This window comes from Ensifer sp. Root1252, from assembly GCF_001425885.1.
In the GTDB taxonomy this organism is placed as follows: Bacteria; Pseudomonadota; Alphaproteobacteria; order Rhizobiales; family Rhizobiaceae; genus Ensifer; species Ensifer canadensis.
In genome coordinates, this window is the sequence record NZ_LMDT01000056.1 from 189989 (window position 1) to 207629 (window position 17641).

At 57.2% G+C, this 17641-nt stretch carries 15 protein-coding genes and 2 pseudogenes; 11 read left to right on the forward strand and 6 right to left on the reverse strand.

All coding sequences use genetic code 11. The features are described from left to right. Positions 1-87 precede the first annotated feature (87 nt). Positions 88-396 carry a DUF1778 domain-containing protein gene (locus tag ASD02_RS32955; protein ID WP_156408521.1) on the forward strand — a complete coding sequence of 103 codons (309 nt, stop codon included), beginning with the start codon at positions 88-90 and terminating at the stop codon, positions 394-396. Beyond that, the gene (locus tag ASD02_RS32960) at positions 396-941 is read left to right on the forward strand and encodes a hypothetical protein (RefSeq protein WP_057221705.1); all 546 of its coding nucleotides are present in this window, start codon (positions 396-398) and stop codon (positions 939-941) included. The genes ASD02_RS32955 and ASD02_RS32960 overlap by 1 nt, the downstream gene beginning before the upstream one ends. A gap of 295 nt (positions 942-1236) precedes the next feature. Here ASD02_RS32960 and ASD02_RS32965 read toward each other — a convergent pair whose 3' ends face one another. Together ASD02_RS32965 and ASD02_RS32970 are read right to left on the reverse strand one after the other, a co-directional pair. After that, positions 1237-3258, reverse strand: coding sequence for a methyl-accepting chemotaxis protein (locus ASD02_RS32965; protein WP_225906534.1), 2022 nt, complete (start codon positions 3256-3258; stop codon positions 1237-1239). 373 nt (positions 3259-3631) lie between these two features. Further along, a complete protein-coding gene (locus tag ASD02_RS32970; protein ID WP_057221706.1) occupies positions 3632-4033 on the reverse strand; it encodes a DUF1127 domain-containing protein in 402 nt (133 codons plus the stop codon). Between the two features lie 1207 nt (positions 4034-5240). Between ASD02_RS32970 and ASD02_RS32975 the strand changes: the two genes are divergently transcribed. Both ASD02_RS32975 and ASD02_RS32980 read left to right on the forward strand, forming a co-directional pair. After that, entirely contained in the window at positions 5241-5777 is a 537-nt protein-coding gene (locus ASD02_RS32975; protein ID WP_082555706.1) for an NUDIX hydrolase, read from the forward strand. Between the two features lie 216 nt (positions 5778-5993). Then, positions 5994-6200, forward strand: coding sequence for a hypothetical protein (locus ASD02_RS32980; protein ID WP_057221707.1), 207 nt, complete (start codon positions 5994-5996; stop codon positions 6198-6200). A gap of 288 nt (positions 6201-6488) precedes the next feature. Here ASD02_RS32980 and ASD02_RS40670 read toward each other — a convergent pair. Further along, a pseudogene (locus tag ASD02_RS40670) lies at positions 6489-6903 on the reverse strand (nitrilase-related carbon-nitrogen hydrolase); the annotation flags it as partial. A 523-nt stretch (positions 6904-7426) separates the two neighbouring features. Then, positions 7427-8470, reverse strand: coding sequence for an aldo/keto reductase (locus ASD02_RS32985; protein ID WP_234908117.1), 1044 nt, complete (start codon positions 8468-8470; stop codon positions 7427-7429). A gap of 125 nt (positions 8471-8595) precedes the next feature. Here ASD02_RS32985 and ASD02_RS32990 point away from each other — a divergent pair, with 125 nt between their 5' ends. The 6 genes from ASD02_RS32990 to ASD02_RS33010 all read left to right on the forward strand — a co-directional run bounded on the left by ASD02_RS32990 (position 8596) and on the right by ASD02_RS33010 (position 14276). Continuing rightward, on the forward strand, positions 8596-9171 hold the full coding sequence (locus ASD02_RS32990) for a TetR family transcriptional regulator (protein WP_057205481.1): 576 nt from the start codon (positions 8596-8598) through the stop codon (positions 9169-9171). A 454-nt stretch (positions 9172-9625) separates the two neighbouring features. Next, positions 9626-9829: a hypothetical protein gene (locus ASD02_RS32995; protein ID WP_057221708.1), complete on the forward strand. Its 204-nt coding sequence runs from the start codon at positions 9626-9628 to the stop codon at positions 9827-9829. Between the two features lie 295 nt (positions 9830-10124). Further along, positions 10125-10316 (forward strand): WGR domain-containing protein, encoded by a 192-nt coding sequence (locus tag ASD02_RS37765; RefSeq protein ID WP_347376846.1) that lies wholly within the window; start codon positions 10125-10127, stop codon positions 10314-10316. Between the two features lie 146 nt (positions 10317-10462). Beyond that, entirely contained in the window at positions 10463-10966 is a 504-nt protein-coding gene (locus ASD02_RS37770) for a 2Fe-2S iron-sulfur cluster-binding protein (protein ID WP_082523460.1), read from the forward strand. After that, complete coding sequence (locus tag ASD02_RS33005; protein WP_057221709.1) at positions 10963-11985, forward strand: xanthine dehydrogenase family protein subunit M; 1023 nt, start codon at positions 10963-10965, stop codon at positions 11983-11985. The genes ASD02_RS37770 and ASD02_RS33005 overlap by 4 nt, the downstream gene beginning before the upstream one ends. 14 nt (positions 11986-11999) lie before the next feature. Then, positions 12000-14276: a xanthine dehydrogenase family protein molybdopterin-binding subunit gene (locus tag ASD02_RS33010; protein WP_057221710.1), complete on the forward strand. Its 2277-nt coding sequence runs from the start codon at positions 12000-12002 to the stop codon at positions 14274-14276. A gap of 6 nt (positions 14277-14282) precedes the next feature. On the opposite strand, the pseudogene ASD02_RS33015 reads toward ASD02_RS33010, so the two are convergent. Next, a pseudogene (locus ASD02_RS33015) lies at positions 14283-14900 on the reverse strand (ROK family protein); the annotation flags it as partial. A 251-nt stretch (positions 14901-15151) separates the two neighbouring features. Between ASD02_RS33015 and ASD02_RS40210 the strand changes: the two are divergent. Beyond that, positions 15152-15685, forward strand: a complete 534-nt coding sequence (locus ASD02_RS40210; RefSeq protein WP_234908118.1) for a hypothetical protein — start codon at positions 15152-15154, stop codon at positions 15683-15685. A 111-nt stretch (positions 15686-15796) separates the two neighbouring features. Here ASD02_RS40210 and ASD02_RS33025 read toward each other — a convergent pair whose 3' ends face one another. Further along, positions 15797-16852: an AI-2E family transporter gene (locus tag ASD02_RS33025; protein WP_057221712.1), complete on the reverse strand. Its 1056-nt coding sequence runs from the start codon at positions 16850-16852 to the stop codon at positions 15797-15799. Positions 16853-17641 lie beyond the last annotated feature (789 nt).

Consider the following 17641-nt stretch of genomic DNA (forward strand, 5'->3'; position numbering starts at 1 on the left):
GTATGTTTAGCTGACGTACATTTGGCGGATTATATCGACGTGTACGCCCATTAAGAGTATATGCACGCTTCATAGCAGGAGGCGATGATGGGCGCGATCAAGGATATCACGACCGAAATCAATGAGCCGAACAGCGCTCGAATGAATTTCCGTACGAAGGAACGCGTTAAGAGGACGATCCAGCGGGCCGCTGCACTGTCCGGTCTCGACGATTCCGCCTTTACGATCAATGCCGCATATCAATCCGCCATTGCAACGATCGCTGCGCATGAGACAACGATCTTGCAGCCGGCCGATCATCAGGTGTTTTTCGACGCGCTCGACAATCCGCCAGCGCCGGCGGATAGTTTGAAGGAGGCGTTCAAGCGCCACGGCAACACCGTAGATTCCAAATAATGGCAGATTCCAGAGCGTCGAAACGCGTTATCGAGCTGCTCGATCCGAATAGGCATGATCGAGCGGCTTTTTCCTGCGGTATCCCTCAAGTCGACAACTTCTTCAAAAAGACGGCCAACAAACTGTCGAGAGCCGGCAATCTTCGGGTCTATGTGATGACCGAGGAGGACGGCACGACTGTCATCGGTTCTTACGCAATCAATAGTCATTCAATCAGCTATCGCGACCTGCCGGAGAAATATGCCCGTTCGCGGCCTGGGCATGGAAGCATTCCTGCAGCCTATATCTCGATGGTGGGGCGCGATGAGCGCTGTAGGAGTGGCGGTTACGGTGGCGATCTCCTTGCCGATTGTCTCAAACGGATCGCCCGAATTGCCGACCAGATCGGGATCGCCGTTGTTCTCCTTGACGTCCTCGAATGTGGCAATGAGGAAAAGACGAAGCGTCGCGTCGAACTCTACGCATGGTATGGCTTCCAGTCGCTGCCATCGATGCCGATGCGCATGTTTTTGCCTGTCGCGACGATCAAAGGCCTATTGGATTGATCGGCCACGTTCCTTTGCGTGAAGAGAAGTTAAAGCCTTGTTTGAAAGTTTCACCCTTGATCTCGGTCATGGCTGCCTCGATGCCGGCGCGATGCGTTGATTAAAGTAGCGATCGGCTGAGACAAGGATCCGTGAGTCGAGCAGGCAGCGCGGTTGTCCCTGCGGGTTGATCTCCTCGCTTTTTACGAAATAGAGAGAGCTACGATGGTGGCGAGCCTTGTGCGTGTAAAGGCCATCGTTGGACGCGCTCCGTTGTCGCGAGCGCGTCCAAGACGAAATGCTAAATATCAACCTCTCAGAACTCTTCCCAGTGGCTGGTTGCCAGCGCCGCATTGCCGCTGAATGCGGATGCGACCTTACGGCTGAGGGAGCGGGCAGGGGAGGCAACTGCGGAATCAGCACTACGGGCAACGCGCGGTGAGCCGGGATGCGTTGCGGTCATGCCTTCGAGCCTGAACTGGCTGACCAGTTCCCGCAGCCTGACGGCTTCCGAGGCAAGTGTGTTTGACGCCGCGTTCGATTGTTCCACCATTGCCGCATTCTGCTGCGTCGTCTGGTCCATCGAATTGACAGCCGTGTTAACCTCGGCGAGCCCCACTGACTGTTCTTTCGCAGATGTGGCGATCGATTCCATGTGCGCATTGATTTCGACGATGAAGCCGCTGATGGTTTTCAATGCCGAACCGGCATCGCGAACCAGTTTCACTCCGTTTCCGACTTCTGTAGACGAGTTATGGATGAGCCCCTTGATTTCCTTGGCCGCTTGGGCGGACCGTTGGGCTAGCTCCCGCACTTCCTGGGCTACAACGGCAAAACCCTTGCCGGCGTCGCCCGCCCGTGCGGCCTCCACCCCGGCGTTCAGTGCCAAGAGATTGGTCTGAAAAGCAATCTCGTCGATGACGCCGATGATGTTGGAAATCTGTTGTGAGCTTTCCTCGATCTTGCGCATGGCCTCTTCAGCATGTGAGACAACTTGCGCAGATTCAGCAGCCGATTGATTGGCGCGGCTCGCGACATTCTTGGCTTCTTCGGTGCGCTTGCTGGAATTGGCGACGTTGACAGTGATCTCGTCAAGGGCTGCGGCCGTTTCCTCGAGCGAGGCCGCTTGCTGCTCGGTGCGCTTTGATAGGTCGTCCGTACCGTCGGCGATCTCGCGGGTGCCGGTATCAAGCCCAGAGATCGAGTTCGATATTTCGGACATCGTCGTGCCGAGCTGGGAGACAGAATGGTTGAAGTCGCGGCGCAAGGCTTCGAAATCCTGCGCGAAGGCCTCGTTGAGCTGGAAAGCGAGGTCGCCGGAGGCAAGGCGCTTCAGGCCGGCGGCAAGTCCGGAGGTCGCAACGCGGAGGCGTTCGGCTGCATCGGCTTCGGCCTTTTCCTGCGTCGCAATCCGCTCGACCTCAGCACGCCTGCGATTTTCTTCCGCCTCATTCTCCAACCGTCTGTTGGCGATCGCGCCTTGCCGGAAAACTTCCAGCGCCTTGCCCATGTCGCCGATCTCGTCATCGTTCTTTGCAAGATCGATCTGGGCGTCCAACTGCCCACCTGCGACGAGGCCCATCGACGCACCGAGTTTGTACATGCCGCCAATGATCCGCTTGAAGGTCACGAGACCGATAATGGCCAGCATCAAAACGAGAGCGGACATGGCAGCGATCGTAAGGCTCCAGTAGAATGAGGCACGCGCGTTCGCCTCATCCACCGCCGCCTGGGTGCGCGCTTCGAGTTTGACGAAGAAGGTATCGACCGGCTTCATGATCTCGGCCTTGTAGCGATGGTAGTCCGGCGAGTTGAGCATCTGCGTCGCCTTGCGCTGGGACTCCGGCCCCTTCGTCGCGGCATTGTCCACGAGATCCATCGCCTCTGTTTCCAGCTTGATCAGCCCGTCGGAGCGCTTGCCGGCCTCGTCAAGGAGCGAGAATTCCTCGTCCGTGAAGCCGGCCTGCTTCATGAGGTCGTTTAGGGAAACGGCGACACCATCGGGCCGAGGCTTGGTCTCTCCGCTTGCGACGAAGTCCCAATAGATCCGGTGATAGTCTTCCGGGCGCGGTCGTGTACCGTTTCTGATCTCTACGACGGCATTGTATTGTTCCTTGAAAGAAACGTCGCCGGTTTCGGCATATGTCCGCACCAAACGAGTGAGGTCGTCGGACGACTGGCGCAAATTATCGGCAAGCAGATAAGATCGGTACTTCTGGTCGTAGGCCTTTGTCACATCCGTGGCAGCGCCGTCGTATCCCCACAGGCTACCGACCAGGCCCGTAATAGCGATACCGGTGGCGGATGCCAGGATGATGAATTGGTTCTTGATTCTCATGATGGACATTTCTCAACGTGGACATGTCTCTTCTGGCGCGCCGAATTCATTTCTGACGTGATGAAGTCATGTCGCACACAAGTGCAATTCCCGAGATCATCGTCGGGTGGCTAAGGGAACGTGATGCAAAATGGTTAGCAAAGTGAGAATCTTTCAATGGATCGGGCATAGATTCAATATTTTGCCTGAATACAGTTTAGAGTTGCACCTATAAATATCTGCGATGCTCCGAAGCCGTTATTTCGTCCATCGGCGCAATACATCGTTGCTCGCGCGTTACATCACCGCCTGCATAGTGGCGGCGGATCGGATTCGCATCTAAGTATTCTGCACGAAGCCGCGATATGCCGCTGGAGTTCGGAGAAGAGTAGAGTCAACGAGGCATTCCCAGCAGTCGACGTTTTGTCTTCATCGAAGGCTTCCAGTTGGCGTTATTTGCCGTTCGGTGTCTTCCGAGTTCCTTCGTCCCAATGGCCCGTTTTGACCTCCCGGAAGCTTCGCAAGGCGGCCTCAAAACCTTATCAGCGGCATATCTTGTAGTTCCAAAGAGTGCGGTTTCTGCTCTGTAGCTGAGGAGCCTTTCGACGATCCGCGGGATATCGTTCCTCGTTATACCAATGTCCTCGAGCAGCCTGTCGTCGAGGTTGTGAAGCGCGGCGGTCGCCCGCCTCCGCTGCCGGCGTTGCAGGGTACGTAGAAGAAGTTTCGTCACGCTGAAATTGCGCAGCGTCGGATCCTGGCGGTCTTGGGGTGATGAGTGTTCGTATGCGGACATTGTTGCCCTCCATTCGCAGCATTGATCGGCCCGCTCGCGTGGTCGCGGAAGCGAAGCGGCGAACGGGCATGCAGACGCAACGGCGCTGAGCGCCGAGCGCGAGTAGCCGTGGCCAGATCGTTTATTTGAGAGGGATCCCCGAAACGGCGAACGGGTGCGTTCGAGCCGCTCGGGGCTACGAGCGCGTCAGCAGGGACGCTGAGAGAACCAAGTATTTCTTGTGTCGACGTGAAGTAGTCATGATTCCCATGTGGTCACTTGAGGCATTGGATTCAATTGGTCGAGATGCGGCCTTTGGACGCTGGCTAGACGACCGGTAATTCGAGCACGCCGCGCGCCAGCCGACACGGACCTCGGGGGCCGGAGTTGTGACGGGCTAGCCATTCTGTCATCGATCCAGCCGCGATAGGGAAGGTCGAACGCGTGAAAAAGCGTAAGATAACGCAGCGAAAACCATCGCAGGGCGACCCTCAGAGCGGGCTCGGATGATCCCGACAAGTCGGTCGCCACCGATGCCTTACCGTAAGTGTCAAGCAGGGCGACTTCGACGAGAGGCCGGTATACATGACGCGATCGGCGATTTGAGCGAGCAGCGCGAGATGATGGTGACGGAGAGCATCGCCATGCCCATGCGGGCTCTGATATCGGAAAGAAGCTGGATGATCCGGCCCGGGTGGTGACGTCAAGGCCGGTCACCTCATCGAGCAACAAATGATGAGAATTAACGCGCACCTGAATATTCCCCATGCGGCTCTGCGGGCGGCTTCCGCGGCGTTCCGGAAACGGAGGCGTTGAAAGGAGCTTACCCTTGAAATTGCTGCATGCGCTGTCTAAATGCAGGGCATGTGTATGGATACGTCTGTCAAGATTTTGAGGCTTACCGATCAAGCATGCTCCCCCTCCCGGAGCAGGCAGCCTTGACTCTGTAACGCCGCCACAGACCCGCCGCTCCGGGAACACATGATCAAGAACAGTGCGGTTCTATTCGTGCCGAACACACGGCGCGTTAATGGAGCGTATCCATGTCCCACTTACGATCTCGCCCGATCTGCGTCACCTGCAATCGCCATCTTCCCGTTGCCGCGGCCCGCTGCCCATGGTGCAAGACGCCAATTCTTAGCTTGGCCGCCCGCCGCGCTTTTTCCGTCGGTCACAACCGGCGTCCGCTTTGTGTTGAAACCACCTTTCTTGAGGAGGGATGCCGACGATGAGCCACAACACAAAAATCGACGATCATGCATTGAGGGCCAGCGGCATCGACGAATTGCAGCAGGTTGGGGTCTTGCCCTGGCGCATTCGGCGCGACGGCGCGCCGAAGGTCTTACTCATAACGTCACGCAGGCGGGGGCGATGGATCGTGCCCAAGGGATGGCCGATGAAAGGATACCCGCTCCTTGTCGCAGCGGCGCGGGAGGCCTTCGAGGAGGCCGGGATCATTGGTGACATGTGGCCTTCACCGGTCACCACCTATCGATACATGAAGGCATTGGACGACGGCTCGGAGATCCCCTGCCGCGTCGCCGTGTTCGGCATGAATGTACGAGGCACTCTGATCCACTGGCGAGAAAAAGATCAGAGGCAGCGGCGATGGTTCTCCGTTGAGGCGGCTGCGGACAGGCTCGATGACATCGAGCTTTCCGCCTTCGTTAGGGCGCTGGCGACCGCGCCGGAGCGCCTGGAGCCCTCCGACCGGCCCGCCAGCCGTCATCTTGCACGCGCTGGGCCGAGCAAGATAAGGAGCTGAGGAAACACGGATGTCTTCAACGATCTTCCCCCGGCGCGATCGGCGGCGCACCGCATTTCCCATCCGCAGGGTCAACGCCAGACGCTGACCGCCTGGCGCCGCTACCTGCGACGGCAAGAGGGGCGCCAGGAATTTGTCCAATCCCAGATCGAACCCTGCGGAGCAACGCTGACGATTCGCGTGCCGGCCGTTGCCCATTTTGAGAAAGAACCCGCAATGAGCTTCAGATACAGCCACACTTTCCCCATCAGCGGCCCGAACAAGCTGCCCCGCTTCAGGCAATGGGCAGCCAAGAACGTTCCGGGCGTTGCCGTGTCCCTACCGCCCCAGGTGCCTGTCAAGAGCACGGCCTTGACGGTACGGCTGAAGTCCGGAGAGGACCGCGATATGCTGATCGCGAAATTGGAAGGAGCCAGCTTCTAGGCGGATGCCGGCAACGTTGCGTAGGGGACTTACGCTCACCGTAGGTTAGACGCACTGCACCGGAGACGACGGCGAATGACGGGCCGCTCACCGCACCAAAACCGTGCGGTTGGGATCGGCGCGTTGTTCGTCGTCATGCTCGCGGGTAACACATGACCCGGCGGCCACGTACGCCAGTCTGCCGCGATCGAGGGGTAATCCTGCGCTCGGTTGGGACGGCTTCGATGCGAATAGGCCACGTCGAATTGGACGATAGTCCACCAAAAGAGCACACTGGCGACGTTTACTTCCTTCCACCGCGCGGCTATCGCCGAGCAGATGGTTGAAACGGTTGAGCGCCCGGGTCCCGGCGACGCTCCACAGATCGATTTTCGCAACGAGGAATTCCTGGCGATCGGCGCTTGCCGGGCAGGGCGCTGGTCAGCCATCCTTATGATCAGGCTGTGCCCGATAAAACGCTGTCCGCGTTCCGTTCCCGCCCGGTCAGCGCAGGCGATGAAGAGGCCGTTCGTATGGGCAGCCGCTTTATGGAGAATGTTCGCCACTGGCGCGGCGACGCTCTCGGCCCCGCCATCGGCACCCAGTTCGTGGGAACGCAAACGAGTTCGGCGCAAGCCAGCGCAAGCGAGCGGAACGTTTTAGGAAACCAGCCATCGTAGCAGATAGCGATGCCGACGCGGCCGAACGGTAGTTCGAACACGGGAGTTTCCTTGGCTGCAGATGGCGGGACTAAAATCGGCGGTCCCTACTTGCGCGGAAAGGGCGAAATAGTCGTGGCCCAAACCTGCCAGATCATCCTTGGGTTCGGAAAAGCCAGAAAACCTATTCGGGAGAACTGAAATGCGCGGTATGCAAAAAGGAACCCATGGAAGAACACAACCATGTTCCATAATTACTCTTATCTGATTTTATGTAATGAAATAACATGACATAGAACGGTAACAACCGCACTCCTGGCGCGAACACCTCTCGCCAAGCTTGACGCCCGTCGTTCACTGTCCCAGTCTTACGCTTCCCTAGTCCCAGGGCGACAACGGCAAAGCCTTGCCGACGTCGAAAGAACACGTCCATGGAGGGCTGCTTCGACATCGTCGCGGCGACATTGGGCTTCTGTCCGGGAGCCACTCCGTCATCCCCGGGTGGTGAGCCGAGGACTCACCCCGCGAAAACGGAAGCTTCGCCCCGGGCCGAGCATGACGGATGGAAAATTCGGCCGATCAACGGCCTCACTTCACCGCAGCGGCCGGCCAGTCCATCACATCCTCCTTGCCGCCCGCCAGACGACCGCGACTGCCGGTAACGATATCGTAGGGGAAGCCGAGCGGGATGGCGCTGGCGGTATCGAGGCGGGCGATCTGCTCTTCGGTCAGGCGAACATTGAGTGCTGAAAGATTGTCGTCGAGCTGCTCCTTGGTGCGCGGACCGATGATCGGCAGCGTTGAGCCTTTGGCTAGTACCCAGGCGATGGCGATCTGACCGGCAGGAAGTCCGGTTTCCTCGGCAATCGCCAGAACCACGTCAACGGTTGCCGTCTTGCGATCGTCGCTTTCACCATGGATGACCGCGCCGAGCCCTTGCGCCCTGCCCGTCTCGCCCTTGCGATATTTTCCGGTGAGGAGACCACCGCCAAGCGGTGACCAGCTAACGGTGCCCAGTCCAAAGGCATTGGCCATGGGGATCAGCTCGCGCTCGACGGTGCGTTCCACGAGGCTGTATTCGATCTGCAGCGCCGAGATCGGCGACCAGCCGCGCAGGTCTGCCAAGGTGGCGGCGGTGGCGACGCGCCAGGCTGGGAAGTCCGACAGGCCGGAATAGAGGATCTTGCCGGAACGGGAGAGGTCATCAAGGCCGCGGACGATTTCGTCGATCGGGGTGACGGCATCCGGCATATGCACCCAGAGAAGATCGATGCGATCGGTGTTCAGGCGCTTCAGGCTGGCTTCCACGGATTGAATCATCGCCTTGCGGCTGTTGCCAGTGCGCTGCAAGCCGCTGGTCGGCGCATCGCCCAGCGAGAACTTTGTAGCGAGCACGATATCGTCGCGCTCGCTAGTGATGAATTCGCCGGTCAGCGTTTCCGAGTGGCCGAACTGATACTGGTCGGCCGTATCGATGAAATTGCCGCCGGCGGTGCGGTAACCCTCGAATATCTGCTTCGCAGTCTCTCGGTCCGCGCCGTAGCCCCAGCCGGTGCCGAAATTGCCGGTGCCCAGCGCCAACGACGAAACGCGAAGGCCGGTGCGGCCGAAAACTCTATAACGCATGCTCATGTGCTTCATCCTTCTAAAAAGCGTTTCCGCCGGGTTTGTTTATTTAAATGACGATCGTCATGCATTGCATTTAAATGACGGTCGTCATATAATTTGTCAAGGGTATTTTCCGAAAGGAGTTGCGCATGCGTCCGACCAAGGAACAGGCAAAGGATAACCGGCAGCGGATTCTCGATACGGCAGCAAAGCTGTTTCGCGAGAATGGCATCCATGCCGTCGGTGTCGATGCCGTCATGAAAGGGGCCGGCCTCACCCATGGCGGCTTCTACGGCCACTTCAAATCCAAGAGCGATCTTGCAGAGCAAGCGCTGGCCCATGCGATGCAGAACATGCTAGGCGCCGATGCCCTCAGTGGTTCGTTGGACGATTTCGCGAAATCCTATCTTTCACCAGAGCATCGCGCCGCCGTTGGAGCGGGATGCACCGTGGCCGCTCTTGGGCCGGAGCTCGCAAGACTGCCGGAGGCGGAGCGAGGCCCGGTGACAGATCATATCCGCGGGTTGATCGCCCATATGGAGAACTGGCAGACGGAGAGTGGTTTCAAGCCTGACCGCAGCCAAGCGATCGCGGATGTCGCAAGCTTCGTCGGCGCTCTCGTCATGTCCCGGGCGGTGAACGATCCCGTCTTGTCCGACGAGATTCTGGAGAGCGTGCGCGACCGGGTGACCGGAAAGGCCCAGGACCAACCGATTTCGGCGTAACACGACGAAGACCGCATAGCTCCCTCATGCGATCTGACGTCGAGAAGGCGGATCTCCGGGATTAGCATGACGCGAATCCCCTTCCCCGGAGTCCTGGACTCTCACGGGCGGCGGCTGTTCGCCGACCCAGAAATCTTGATTTCGTAGGTGCGCCTACCAGCCCGAGGTTCGAAATCAAGTCGCATACCAGATCCAGCCCTTACCGCTGCTGTCTTGGTCAAGCGGTCCAAGACTTCCAGGCGGGGAGTTCGAGACGCAAGACCAAGCCGCCAGCTTCACGCACGCAGATGCCCTTCAAGGATTGCTGTCGCTCTCTCAAACTGCTCCCGAAGAAACCGATCAATATGCACCATCAACCTGGTATCAAGGCGCCCGATCTCCTCGATCCGACGACGGCTGCGATCGCCATACGAGGCAAGTTTCTTGCCGATGCCGATAGGACCGCTCCAGTGCGATGTCCGTCTTCGTCGCTGTGTCCAGGTTCGGATCCAGCGCCGCCCGCGACACCGTCATCGTGACCGCCAAGAACACCTGCTCGATCCAAAAGCATCCGTTTGGACAGGCTGATTTCCTCAACCTAAACAATCTTTTTGCATCCAAGATTATCTGGCGACGCTCAGGCGCGGATCACGCTTTCGTCGGGCATCGGCTCTCCTAGGTCCAAAGTTTGTGTATGAATTCTGGTCAGTAAGCGCCCGCAACACATTCATTCCGCCGGAAGAAAGGGTTTCGCTGCCGCGGTCCCGTTCTCCATCGCTGCACCGGCGCATTAGATTCTCCGTTGTTTCTGAACGGGCGTTTACATCAACAACGTGAATCAGTTCGCCCCAACCGATTCAAAAGTCTGATTGGACGCGGAATCTTGAACACGTGATGCTGTGTTCATGACCCAGCAGTGCTCCAACCTATACTTTCAACGGATAGATCCAAGCCGCAACATGGCGCGCTATTATATGTTGTCGATACAGCCGACGCTGTTTGGCGAAGTTTCCCTCATTCGAGCTTGGGGGCGTATCGGTACGCGCGGCCAGGAGATGAGCCACCACTTTGCATCCGAGACGGACGCTTTGGTGCTTCTTCGGAAATCGTCCGCCGGAAGTCCGCGAAGGGCTATGTTTTCAAGGGAACTTGTTGAAAATCACTAGGATACTGCTGTTTTCGCGGAAAACCGATGATTGTTGACATCGGCGCGACGGGGAAACATTCGTCTGGCCTATTGGAACATTCTTAAGCGACTGCCGTTTGGCCCAGAGCAGCAGTGAAAGGGTTTCCCGTGATCACACGCTCGTCGATGCACGCACCAAAGTGCGCGGTATCATTCATGGTCAACGGCCAAACAACAAACGTCGAAATCGCCCCATGGATTACGCTGCTGGATCTGCTGCGCGGTCCGCTCGAGCTTACGGGCACTAAGAAGGGCTGCGATCATGGACAATGCGGCGCATGCACGGTCTTGATTGATGGTGAACGCATAAATTCCTGCCTTAAGCTCGCCGTATCGCTGGATGGGGCTGATATAAGGACGATCGAAGGCTTCGGCACTCCGGATGCTTTGCACCCGATGCAACAGGCTTTTCTTGATCACGATGCGTTTCAATGCGGCTACTGCACGCCAGGGCAAATTTGTTCCGCGATAAGCCTCGTCAATGAAGGCCGAGCGTATTCACGCGCCGAGATCCGTGAACTGATGAGCGGTAATCTCTGCCGGTGCGGCGCCTATACCAACATCATCGACGCCATCGAAACAGTCTTGCAGTCGAATGGTCGGCATAAATCGGACGGATCCGGACGATGAAGCCGTTTTCCTACACCCGGCCCGAATCCGTGGAGAATGCGATACGCGCGCTTTCAGCCAATCCGCGCGCTTTCGTCCTCGCGGGCGGGACCAATCTCGTTGACTTGATGAAATACGATGTTGTGCATCCAGAAGCGATCATCGACATCAACCGCCTGCCGTTGAAAGACATCGAAGAGTTGCCCGATGGCGGGCTGAGGATCGGCGCGCTGGTCAGCAATTCGGCGCTCGCCCATGATCGACGAGTGATAAATCGCTATCCCCTACTCACAAGCGCCATTCTGGCTGGTGCATCACCACAATTGCGAAACGCGGCTACGACCGGTGGTAATCTTCTGCAACGAACCCGTTGCTACTACTTCTACGATCCTGCCACGCCTTGCAATAAGCGCCGTCCCGGCTCGGGCTGCTCTGCGCGCGGCGGCTTTAATCGAAATCACGCTATCCTTGGTGCGAGCGAAAGCTGCATCGCAGTTCATCCGTCGGATATGTGCGTTGGCCTGGCCGCCCTGGGAGCGACAGTCGAGGTTATAGGACCGAAAGGCCAACGTTGTATTGCGCTGGCCGACTTCCACCGGCTTCCCGGCCAGGAGCCAGACCGGGACAACTCATTGGAACCTGGCGAAATCGTCGTCGCGATCCGACTCGAGCCTAACCACTTCGTCGCGCGCAACAGCTATTTGAAGCTGCGTGACCGCCTCTCCTATGCCTTTGCGCTCGTCTCCGTTGCCGCAGCAATTGATCTATCCGACGGACGCATCGTTGATGTGAGGCTGGCCCTCGGGGGGGTGGCGCACAAACCTTGGCGAGACCCTCTGGTTGAGGCGGAGTTCGCTGGGGAAATGGCGGAAGATGCAACGTTCCGCCGTCTTGCCGACAGGCTGTTGACCGGCGCCAAAGGATACGGTGACAACGATTTCAAAATAGTGTTGGCGAAGCGTGCCATTGCGCGTGCACTGACCGAGGCGGCGACGCGTCCGTCCCAATCTCAGGGGAATGGGCCGCGACAGACACGATAGTAAAGGGCTTTTACATGCTACGCGAAAACAAAGCGGTCGGCGCGCCACATTCACGCGTGGATGGCCCGTTAAAGGTAACCGGTCAGGCGCGGTATGCCGCGGAATATTTTGACACAGGCTTGCTGTTTGGATGCGTGGTGTCCGCCAATATTGCAACGGGTAAGATTGCCTCGATCGACATAGACCATGCGGCCTGCATGCCCGGCGTCGTGAAGGTCTTCACGCACGAAAACCGCCCGGCGGTCGCTTACCGAAATAGCAAGTGGAAGGATCAGGTCGCACTGCCCGGTCATCCCTTCCGCCCTCTAGAAAATGACCGCATACTTTTCGACGGTCAGCCCGTGGCACTTGTGGTTGCCGACAGCTACGAGGCGGCACGAGATGCAGCGAGCTGCGTGCGGGTACACTATCTGCCCAACCGTCCGCAAACTGATCTTGAGCGCAATCTCGACGAAAGCTACGTGCCGCCAGTGCCCCGCTCTGAGCAATCTATGCCGCCGCCGCCTCGCGGCGATGCGCACGCTGCCTTCGCAGCCGCGCCATACAAGATTTCCGCCGAATACCGGATGGATGGTGAACATCACAATCCGATGGAACTGTTCGCCACGACAGTGATACGAAATGGCAACGGCGATTTGACCGTGTATGACAAAACCCAGGGCTCGCAGAACTCCCACGAGTACATTTGCAATGTATTCGGGTTAGCGTCCGAAAAATTAACGGTGAAGAACAGTTTCGTAGGAGGTGCTTTCGGGCAGGGATTGCGGCCGAAGTACCAACTCTTTTTGGCTGTGATGGCGAGCCTTGATCTGAAACGATCGATCAAGGTCGAGATGAGCCGCCGCGAGATGTTTTACCTGACTTGGCGGCCCTCTAGTTTCCAACAGGTCTCCCTTGCAGCCGATGGAAATGGAAACCTGATATCGGTCATGCACCACGCCGTCCATTCGACGTCCCGTCATGAAGATTACCAGGAAAACGTCGCTAATTGGTCCGGCCTCGCCTACCATTGCGAAAACGTCAAGATTACGTATGAAATCGTCAAGCTCGACGTTTCTACTCCAGGCGATATGCGCGCGCCCGGGGCGGCAACAGGTGTAACGGCCCTTGAGGTGGCATTTGACGAACTCGCTTTCGCCACAGGAACTGACCCATTGGATTTCCGCATCCGCAATTTCGCCCATCGGGACCAGAACCAAGACAAGGAAATCACCTCCAAGGCGTTGATGGCTTGTTACCATGAAGGCGCTTCACGCTTCGGATGGTCAGGGCGTTCGGCAGAACCGCGCTCGATGCGCGAGGGAAATGACCTTGTGGGTTGGGGAATGGCAACGGGCTTATGGGAAGCTAAAATGTCGCCAGCTCAGGCCAAAGTGCGGGTTTCTTCTGATGGCAAGGTCTACGTCTCGGCTGCCGCTTCCGATATCGGGACCGGCACCTATACGATCCTCGGCCAGATTGCCGCTGATTGCTTCGATGTTCCAATTGACAACGTCACCGTTCAGATCGGGGACTCTTCTCTTCCTAAGACGGCCGTCGAAGGCGGATCCTACACAGCTGCATCATCTGGCACTGCCGTCCAGGCAGCATCAAAGCGTGTCATTGAAACTCTCCTCAAGCATGCGCATGTCATGTCTGGCACGCCGCTAAAACACGCCGCAGCCAAGGAAGTCGAAATTGCCGAGGGTCGCCTCGTTCTCAAGACCAATCACCAGCTCGGTCTGGCTTTGTCCGACATCATGAGCTTTGTTGGCGTCTCGGCCATCGAAGAACTTGGAGTAGCCGGGCCAGACAAGAAACTCGCCAAGACATTTGCTGCCTACACCCATTCAGCCGTGTTTGCCGAGGTCAAGGTGGATGCTGATCTCGGCGTTGTTCGCGTCACGCGAGTTGTCAGCGCCATTGCCGCGGGCCGCATCCTTAATCCCAAGACCGCTCGAAGCCAGATTCTGGGCGGCATTGTGATGGGAATTGGCATGGCGTTGCATGAAAAGGGGATGATCGACCACCGCATCGGCCGGATCGTCAACCATAACTTGGCGGAGTATCACGTGCCCACAAATGCCGATATCGACGGGCTTGAGGTGATTTTTGTCGAGGAGGATGACAACAAGGTGAGCCCCATCGGAGCAAAAGGACTGGGCGAGATCGGCATTATCGGTGTTGCCGCTGCCGTTTCAAATGCGATATTTCACGCAACAGGGACTCGTTTCCGCGACTTTCCCATTACTATCGACAAGTTACTAATGAGCGGCACGTCGAGCGATAACGGGCCTCGGCATCACCTCTGATGTAACCTATGCCACTTTATTGAGTTCAGGCTTCGTGGAGAAATGCGCGTTACCCAAGCCTGTTCCAATCGTCAATACGCCCCAGTTTTGTGCATCATCGAGAAAGGGAAGCTGCGACAACCCTTGTACGACGGCGTCATTGTGCATGACGAAAAAACTGTCTTGGTCTCCAATCTTCGGTACCGCACGTCGCAAGACCTCGGGCAGGTTGAAGCTTTCGCTCTCCCAGTTGCCCCCCGGCAGATTTTGCGCACCGCGGGTAATCGAGCCCGTTTCTTCGATGATCCCGGGACAGGCGATGCCGACTGCTGGAGCGAGATCGAGCTTTTTCTTTCGCGCATATTCCACCATATGCCTGAGCATCGCGGCGACCTTTTCAACGCACGTGGTCCGGTTCGGCTCATCGTCGGCGTGCCGCCATACGTGCGATTTGCCAACCTTCGCATGAGCAAAATTCTTAGCCTTTTGCGTGTTCAGTTCGACGACACCAACCCGAATATTGGTTCCACCGATGTCCACAGCGAGGATCGCCTGGTGCCCTTTGAGCATCCAATGAGGTAAAAGATGCACGCTTCCGATCAGCCCCGCGTCGTCGGGATGATGACGAATTATATTGAGCTCCATTGCTGAACCTTGCTTCCCTCATGCTAAGCCCTGTTTGAAAATCCACGTTCTTCGTCGTAGCGTCGCCCGCTCAGAGGATAGTTGTCCTCATTCGAGGAAGAGCGTCTACTCTGGGCATAGCTACCGCGGGTACTGTATCCCAATTCGTCGGTGCTCCAAGCGCTGGGTTCGCATTTGTCGAAACCAAACCGTGGGTCACATCGCGGCGTGCCTTCGGGTGATAGATAGCGGCGTCCCCTTTCCATCCCCGGATGATCGTCACGCTGGGCTTCATAGTCGCGCCCGTAACGTTCCTCGCGTTCGTAACGATCCTCTGCCATCGCGAGTTCCTCCTTTTGATCTGCCAAAACATCGCAATCGCGGTGTTCCGCATAGATCAAAAAAGATTGCTTCGGGCAGTTCGAAGGATCCGGCTGCACGTTCCGGCCATGCACCCAATCATCACGACGATGTGTTTAGCTATGCGGAACGTTGTTGGCGGTTCCCAGTTTGGCAAGGTGTTCAAGGCATTTTTTAAACAGGAGTTCATCATGCTCAGGAAACTTTTGGTGGGAGCGTTTTTATGCGTTCTCGTGGCGCCTTCTGCTTTTGCTCAGTCCGATATCACCTGTAACCAGGCGGCCATGACGAAGCTTGAGACAGACGTGAAGGCCATCACCGATGAGATGAAAAAGGACTACGCCAACAAGGAGTTGGCGATGGCGAAGCAAGCCCTTGCATCGAATGACGCTGATAAATGCAAGACCCACATGTCGAACGCAATGAAGGGAAATGACCCGATGTGATCGTCCCAAATCACTGTGCGCAAGCAGTGCGGATCGCGCCTCAGATCGCGGGCGCCGTCCCTATGGTCGTCTCCTGAAGAGAGCTTGCGTGAGGTCGCCGTCATGCAAGAACTACAACTTCGGTGTCTTTGCTTGCGCCTCCTCCGTGAAGATATCCCACGCCGATATGAAAAGGGCGGCTATCAAAGGACCGATAACAAATCCATTGGCGCCAAGCACAGATAGGCCCCCCAGCGTTGAAAGCAGCACCACATAATCTGGCATTCTGGTCTCCTTGCCGACAAGCCGGGGACGCAACAGATTGTCCACGAGCCCGATTACCAGGAGGCCGACTGCGACGAGCACAACGGCTTTCAACCAGAGTCCGATCAAACCGAGGTAGATGGCCGCCGGTACCCATATAAGGGAGGTGCCCAGTATTGGGATTAACGAGACAAAGAACATTACGACAGACCAAAGCAAGGCTGGTTCGAGGCCCAGCAGCCGGAAGGCCAGTCCCCCGATGAAGGCTTGAACCAGCGCTATGACTAGGGTCCCACGCACCGTTGCGCGCACAACTGAAGTAAACTTGACAGAAAACTGGCGTGTATTCTCCTCGCTAAGCGGAACGACGCGGCGAAAGGCTCCGACCAGATCGCGACCATCACGGAAGAAGAAGAACAACAGATAGAGCATAAGGCTCGCCGAGACCAGGAACCCAAAAGTCCCCTGCCCGAAGCTCAAGGCTCTTTCGGCGAAGAAACTCCCACCTTCCATCAGGCCTGAGGATAATGACGCGTTCAGCTCGTCGAAGCTCTTAAACTCAAAGCCTTGAAACCACCTGCCGACGGATGCAGGAAGAGCATCCTCGATTTTGCGCGCCATGGGTTCGAGATCGATCGCACCGCTTTTTATCCGAGTGTAGAGTTTGCCACCTTCTCTAAACAGCGAAACGATGACAGCCAGTCCGGGAACGACGACCAGGCAGACACAGATACTAAGGCTGATTGCTGCCGCCGCGTTTGAGTGTGGACCGAGCATGCGGGCAACGCGGCTGTGTAAGGGATGGAACATGATCGCCAACACAACTGCCCAAAGAATCGCCGAATAGAATGGAGCCACAATGGCAGCAAAAGCCACCGTCACCAGGGCGAGAAGCAGATAGAAAAAGAAGCGGTGTTTAGTCATCAACGCCTTTCCACTGTGCGGACCTCGAAAAACTGGCCAGTTTGCGCCGAACTTCTCGAGCCATCAGGTGAAACGCGTGTGAGGGAAGATCGTTGCCCGACACCGTAGCCAACCTTCGTCCTTCGTTTGAGGTTGTATCGCACCAAGTGAGGCCGCCACTTGAACGCAGCAACGCGACCCCTCGCCGATGCTATCCGTGAGTTGACGGGCAAATCCGTGATCGACGCTACTAATCGAACTCGGTGTCTGCCCGGGTTGTTCCGGTTTGCCGTTGAAGACTTGCCTGACGGTTTAGGGCGACGCTGAAATCTGGAGCATCAAGTGCAATGTTGATACAAGCTCGTCTTCCGCGACAGGTTTTTGAAGCCGTAACATAGTGGAAAGTTCGGATGGTATGATCTGGTGAGCATAACCTGTCAGGAAAAAGAACGGGACTGCTCGCTCCTTGAGCCACCTGGCAATTTCGAAACAGGGGCCTTTGCCCATGTTGATGTCAACTACGGCCCCCGAAATCTGACTGGTGGCGATTTGTTCCAGGCAAGAATGGACGGAGGGAAAAGGGCCAACCACTATCGCGCCGGTTCGTCTGATGATGCCGGAAATTTCATCTGCCTGAAGATACGAAGTACGCGCCAAAAAGTTCACATACGGACTTTGCGGATCTTGATGCCTCCGGCGCTCCTCCCCTACCGGCTACTGGGTGCGAAATGGCGTTGGAAACACTGATGCGAGTAATCCGCGACTATGCTCAGCGCGGCTATTTTTTCAGAGATCCCCGCCCGTGGAGTG

What these genes read in the sequence shown, in the direction of transcription:
- ASD02_RS32955 (WP_156408521.1), top strand. Translation starts at nt 88, where the DNA reads ATGGGCGCGATCAAGGATATCACGACCGAAATCAATGAGCCGAACAGC.
- ASD02_RS32960 (WP_057221705.1), top strand. Translation starts at nt 396, where the DNA reads ATGGCAGATTCCAGAGCGTCGAAACGCGTTATCGAGCTGCTCGATCCG.
- ASD02_RS32965 (WP_225906534.1), bottom strand. Translation starts at nt 3,258, where the DNA reads ATGAGAATCAAGAACCAATTCATCATCCTGGCATCCGCCACCGGTATC.
- ASD02_RS32970 (WP_057221706.1), bottom strand. Translation starts at nt 4,033, where the DNA reads ATGTCCGCATACGAACACTCATCACCCCAAGACCGCCAGGATCCGACG.
- ASD02_RS32975 (WP_082555706.1), top strand. Translation starts at nt 5,241, where the DNA reads ATGAGCCACAACACAAAAATCGACGATCATGCATTGAGGGCCAGCGGC.
- ASD02_RS32980 (WP_057221707.1), top strand. Translation starts at nt 5,994, where the DNA reads ATGAGCTTCAGATACAGCCACACTTTCCCCATCAGCGGCCCGAACAAG.
- ASD02_RS32985 (WP_234908117.1), bottom strand. Translation starts at nt 8,470, where the DNA reads ATGAGCATGCGTTATAGAGTTTTCGGCCGCACCGGCCTTCGCGTTTCG.
- ASD02_RS32990 (WP_057205481.1), top strand. Translation starts at nt 8,596, where the DNA reads ATGCGTCCGACCAAGGAACAGGCAAAGGATAACCGGCAGCGGATTCTC.
- ASD02_RS32995 (WP_057221708.1), top strand. Translation starts at nt 9,626, where the DNA reads ATGTCCGTCTTCGTCGCTGTGTCCAGGTTCGGATCCAGCGCCGCCCGC.
- ASD02_RS37765 (WP_347376846.1), top strand. Translation starts at nt 10,125, where the DNA reads ATGTTGTCGATACAGCCGACGCTGTTTGGCGAAGTTTCCCTCATTCGA.
- ASD02_RS37770 (WP_082523460.1), top strand. Translation starts at nt 10,463, where the DNA reads ATGCACGCACCAAAGTGCGCGGTATCATTCATGGTCAACGGCCAAACA.
- ASD02_RS33005 (WP_057221709.1), top strand. Translation starts at nt 10,963, where the DNA reads ATGAAGCCGTTTTCCTACACCCGGCCCGAATCCGTGGAGAATGCGATA.
- ASD02_RS33010 (WP_057221710.1), top strand. Translation starts at nt 12,000, where the DNA reads ATGCTACGCGAAAACAAAGCGGTCGGCGCGCCACATTCACGCGTGGAT.
- ASD02_RS40210 (WP_234908118.1), top strand. Translation starts at nt 15,152, where the DNA reads ATGATCGTCACGCTGGGCTTCATAGTCGCGCCCGTAACGTTCCTCGCG.
- ASD02_RS33025 (WP_057221712.1), bottom strand. Translation starts at nt 16,852, where the DNA reads ATGACTAAACACCGCTTCTTTTTCTATCTGCTTCTCGCCCTGGTGACG.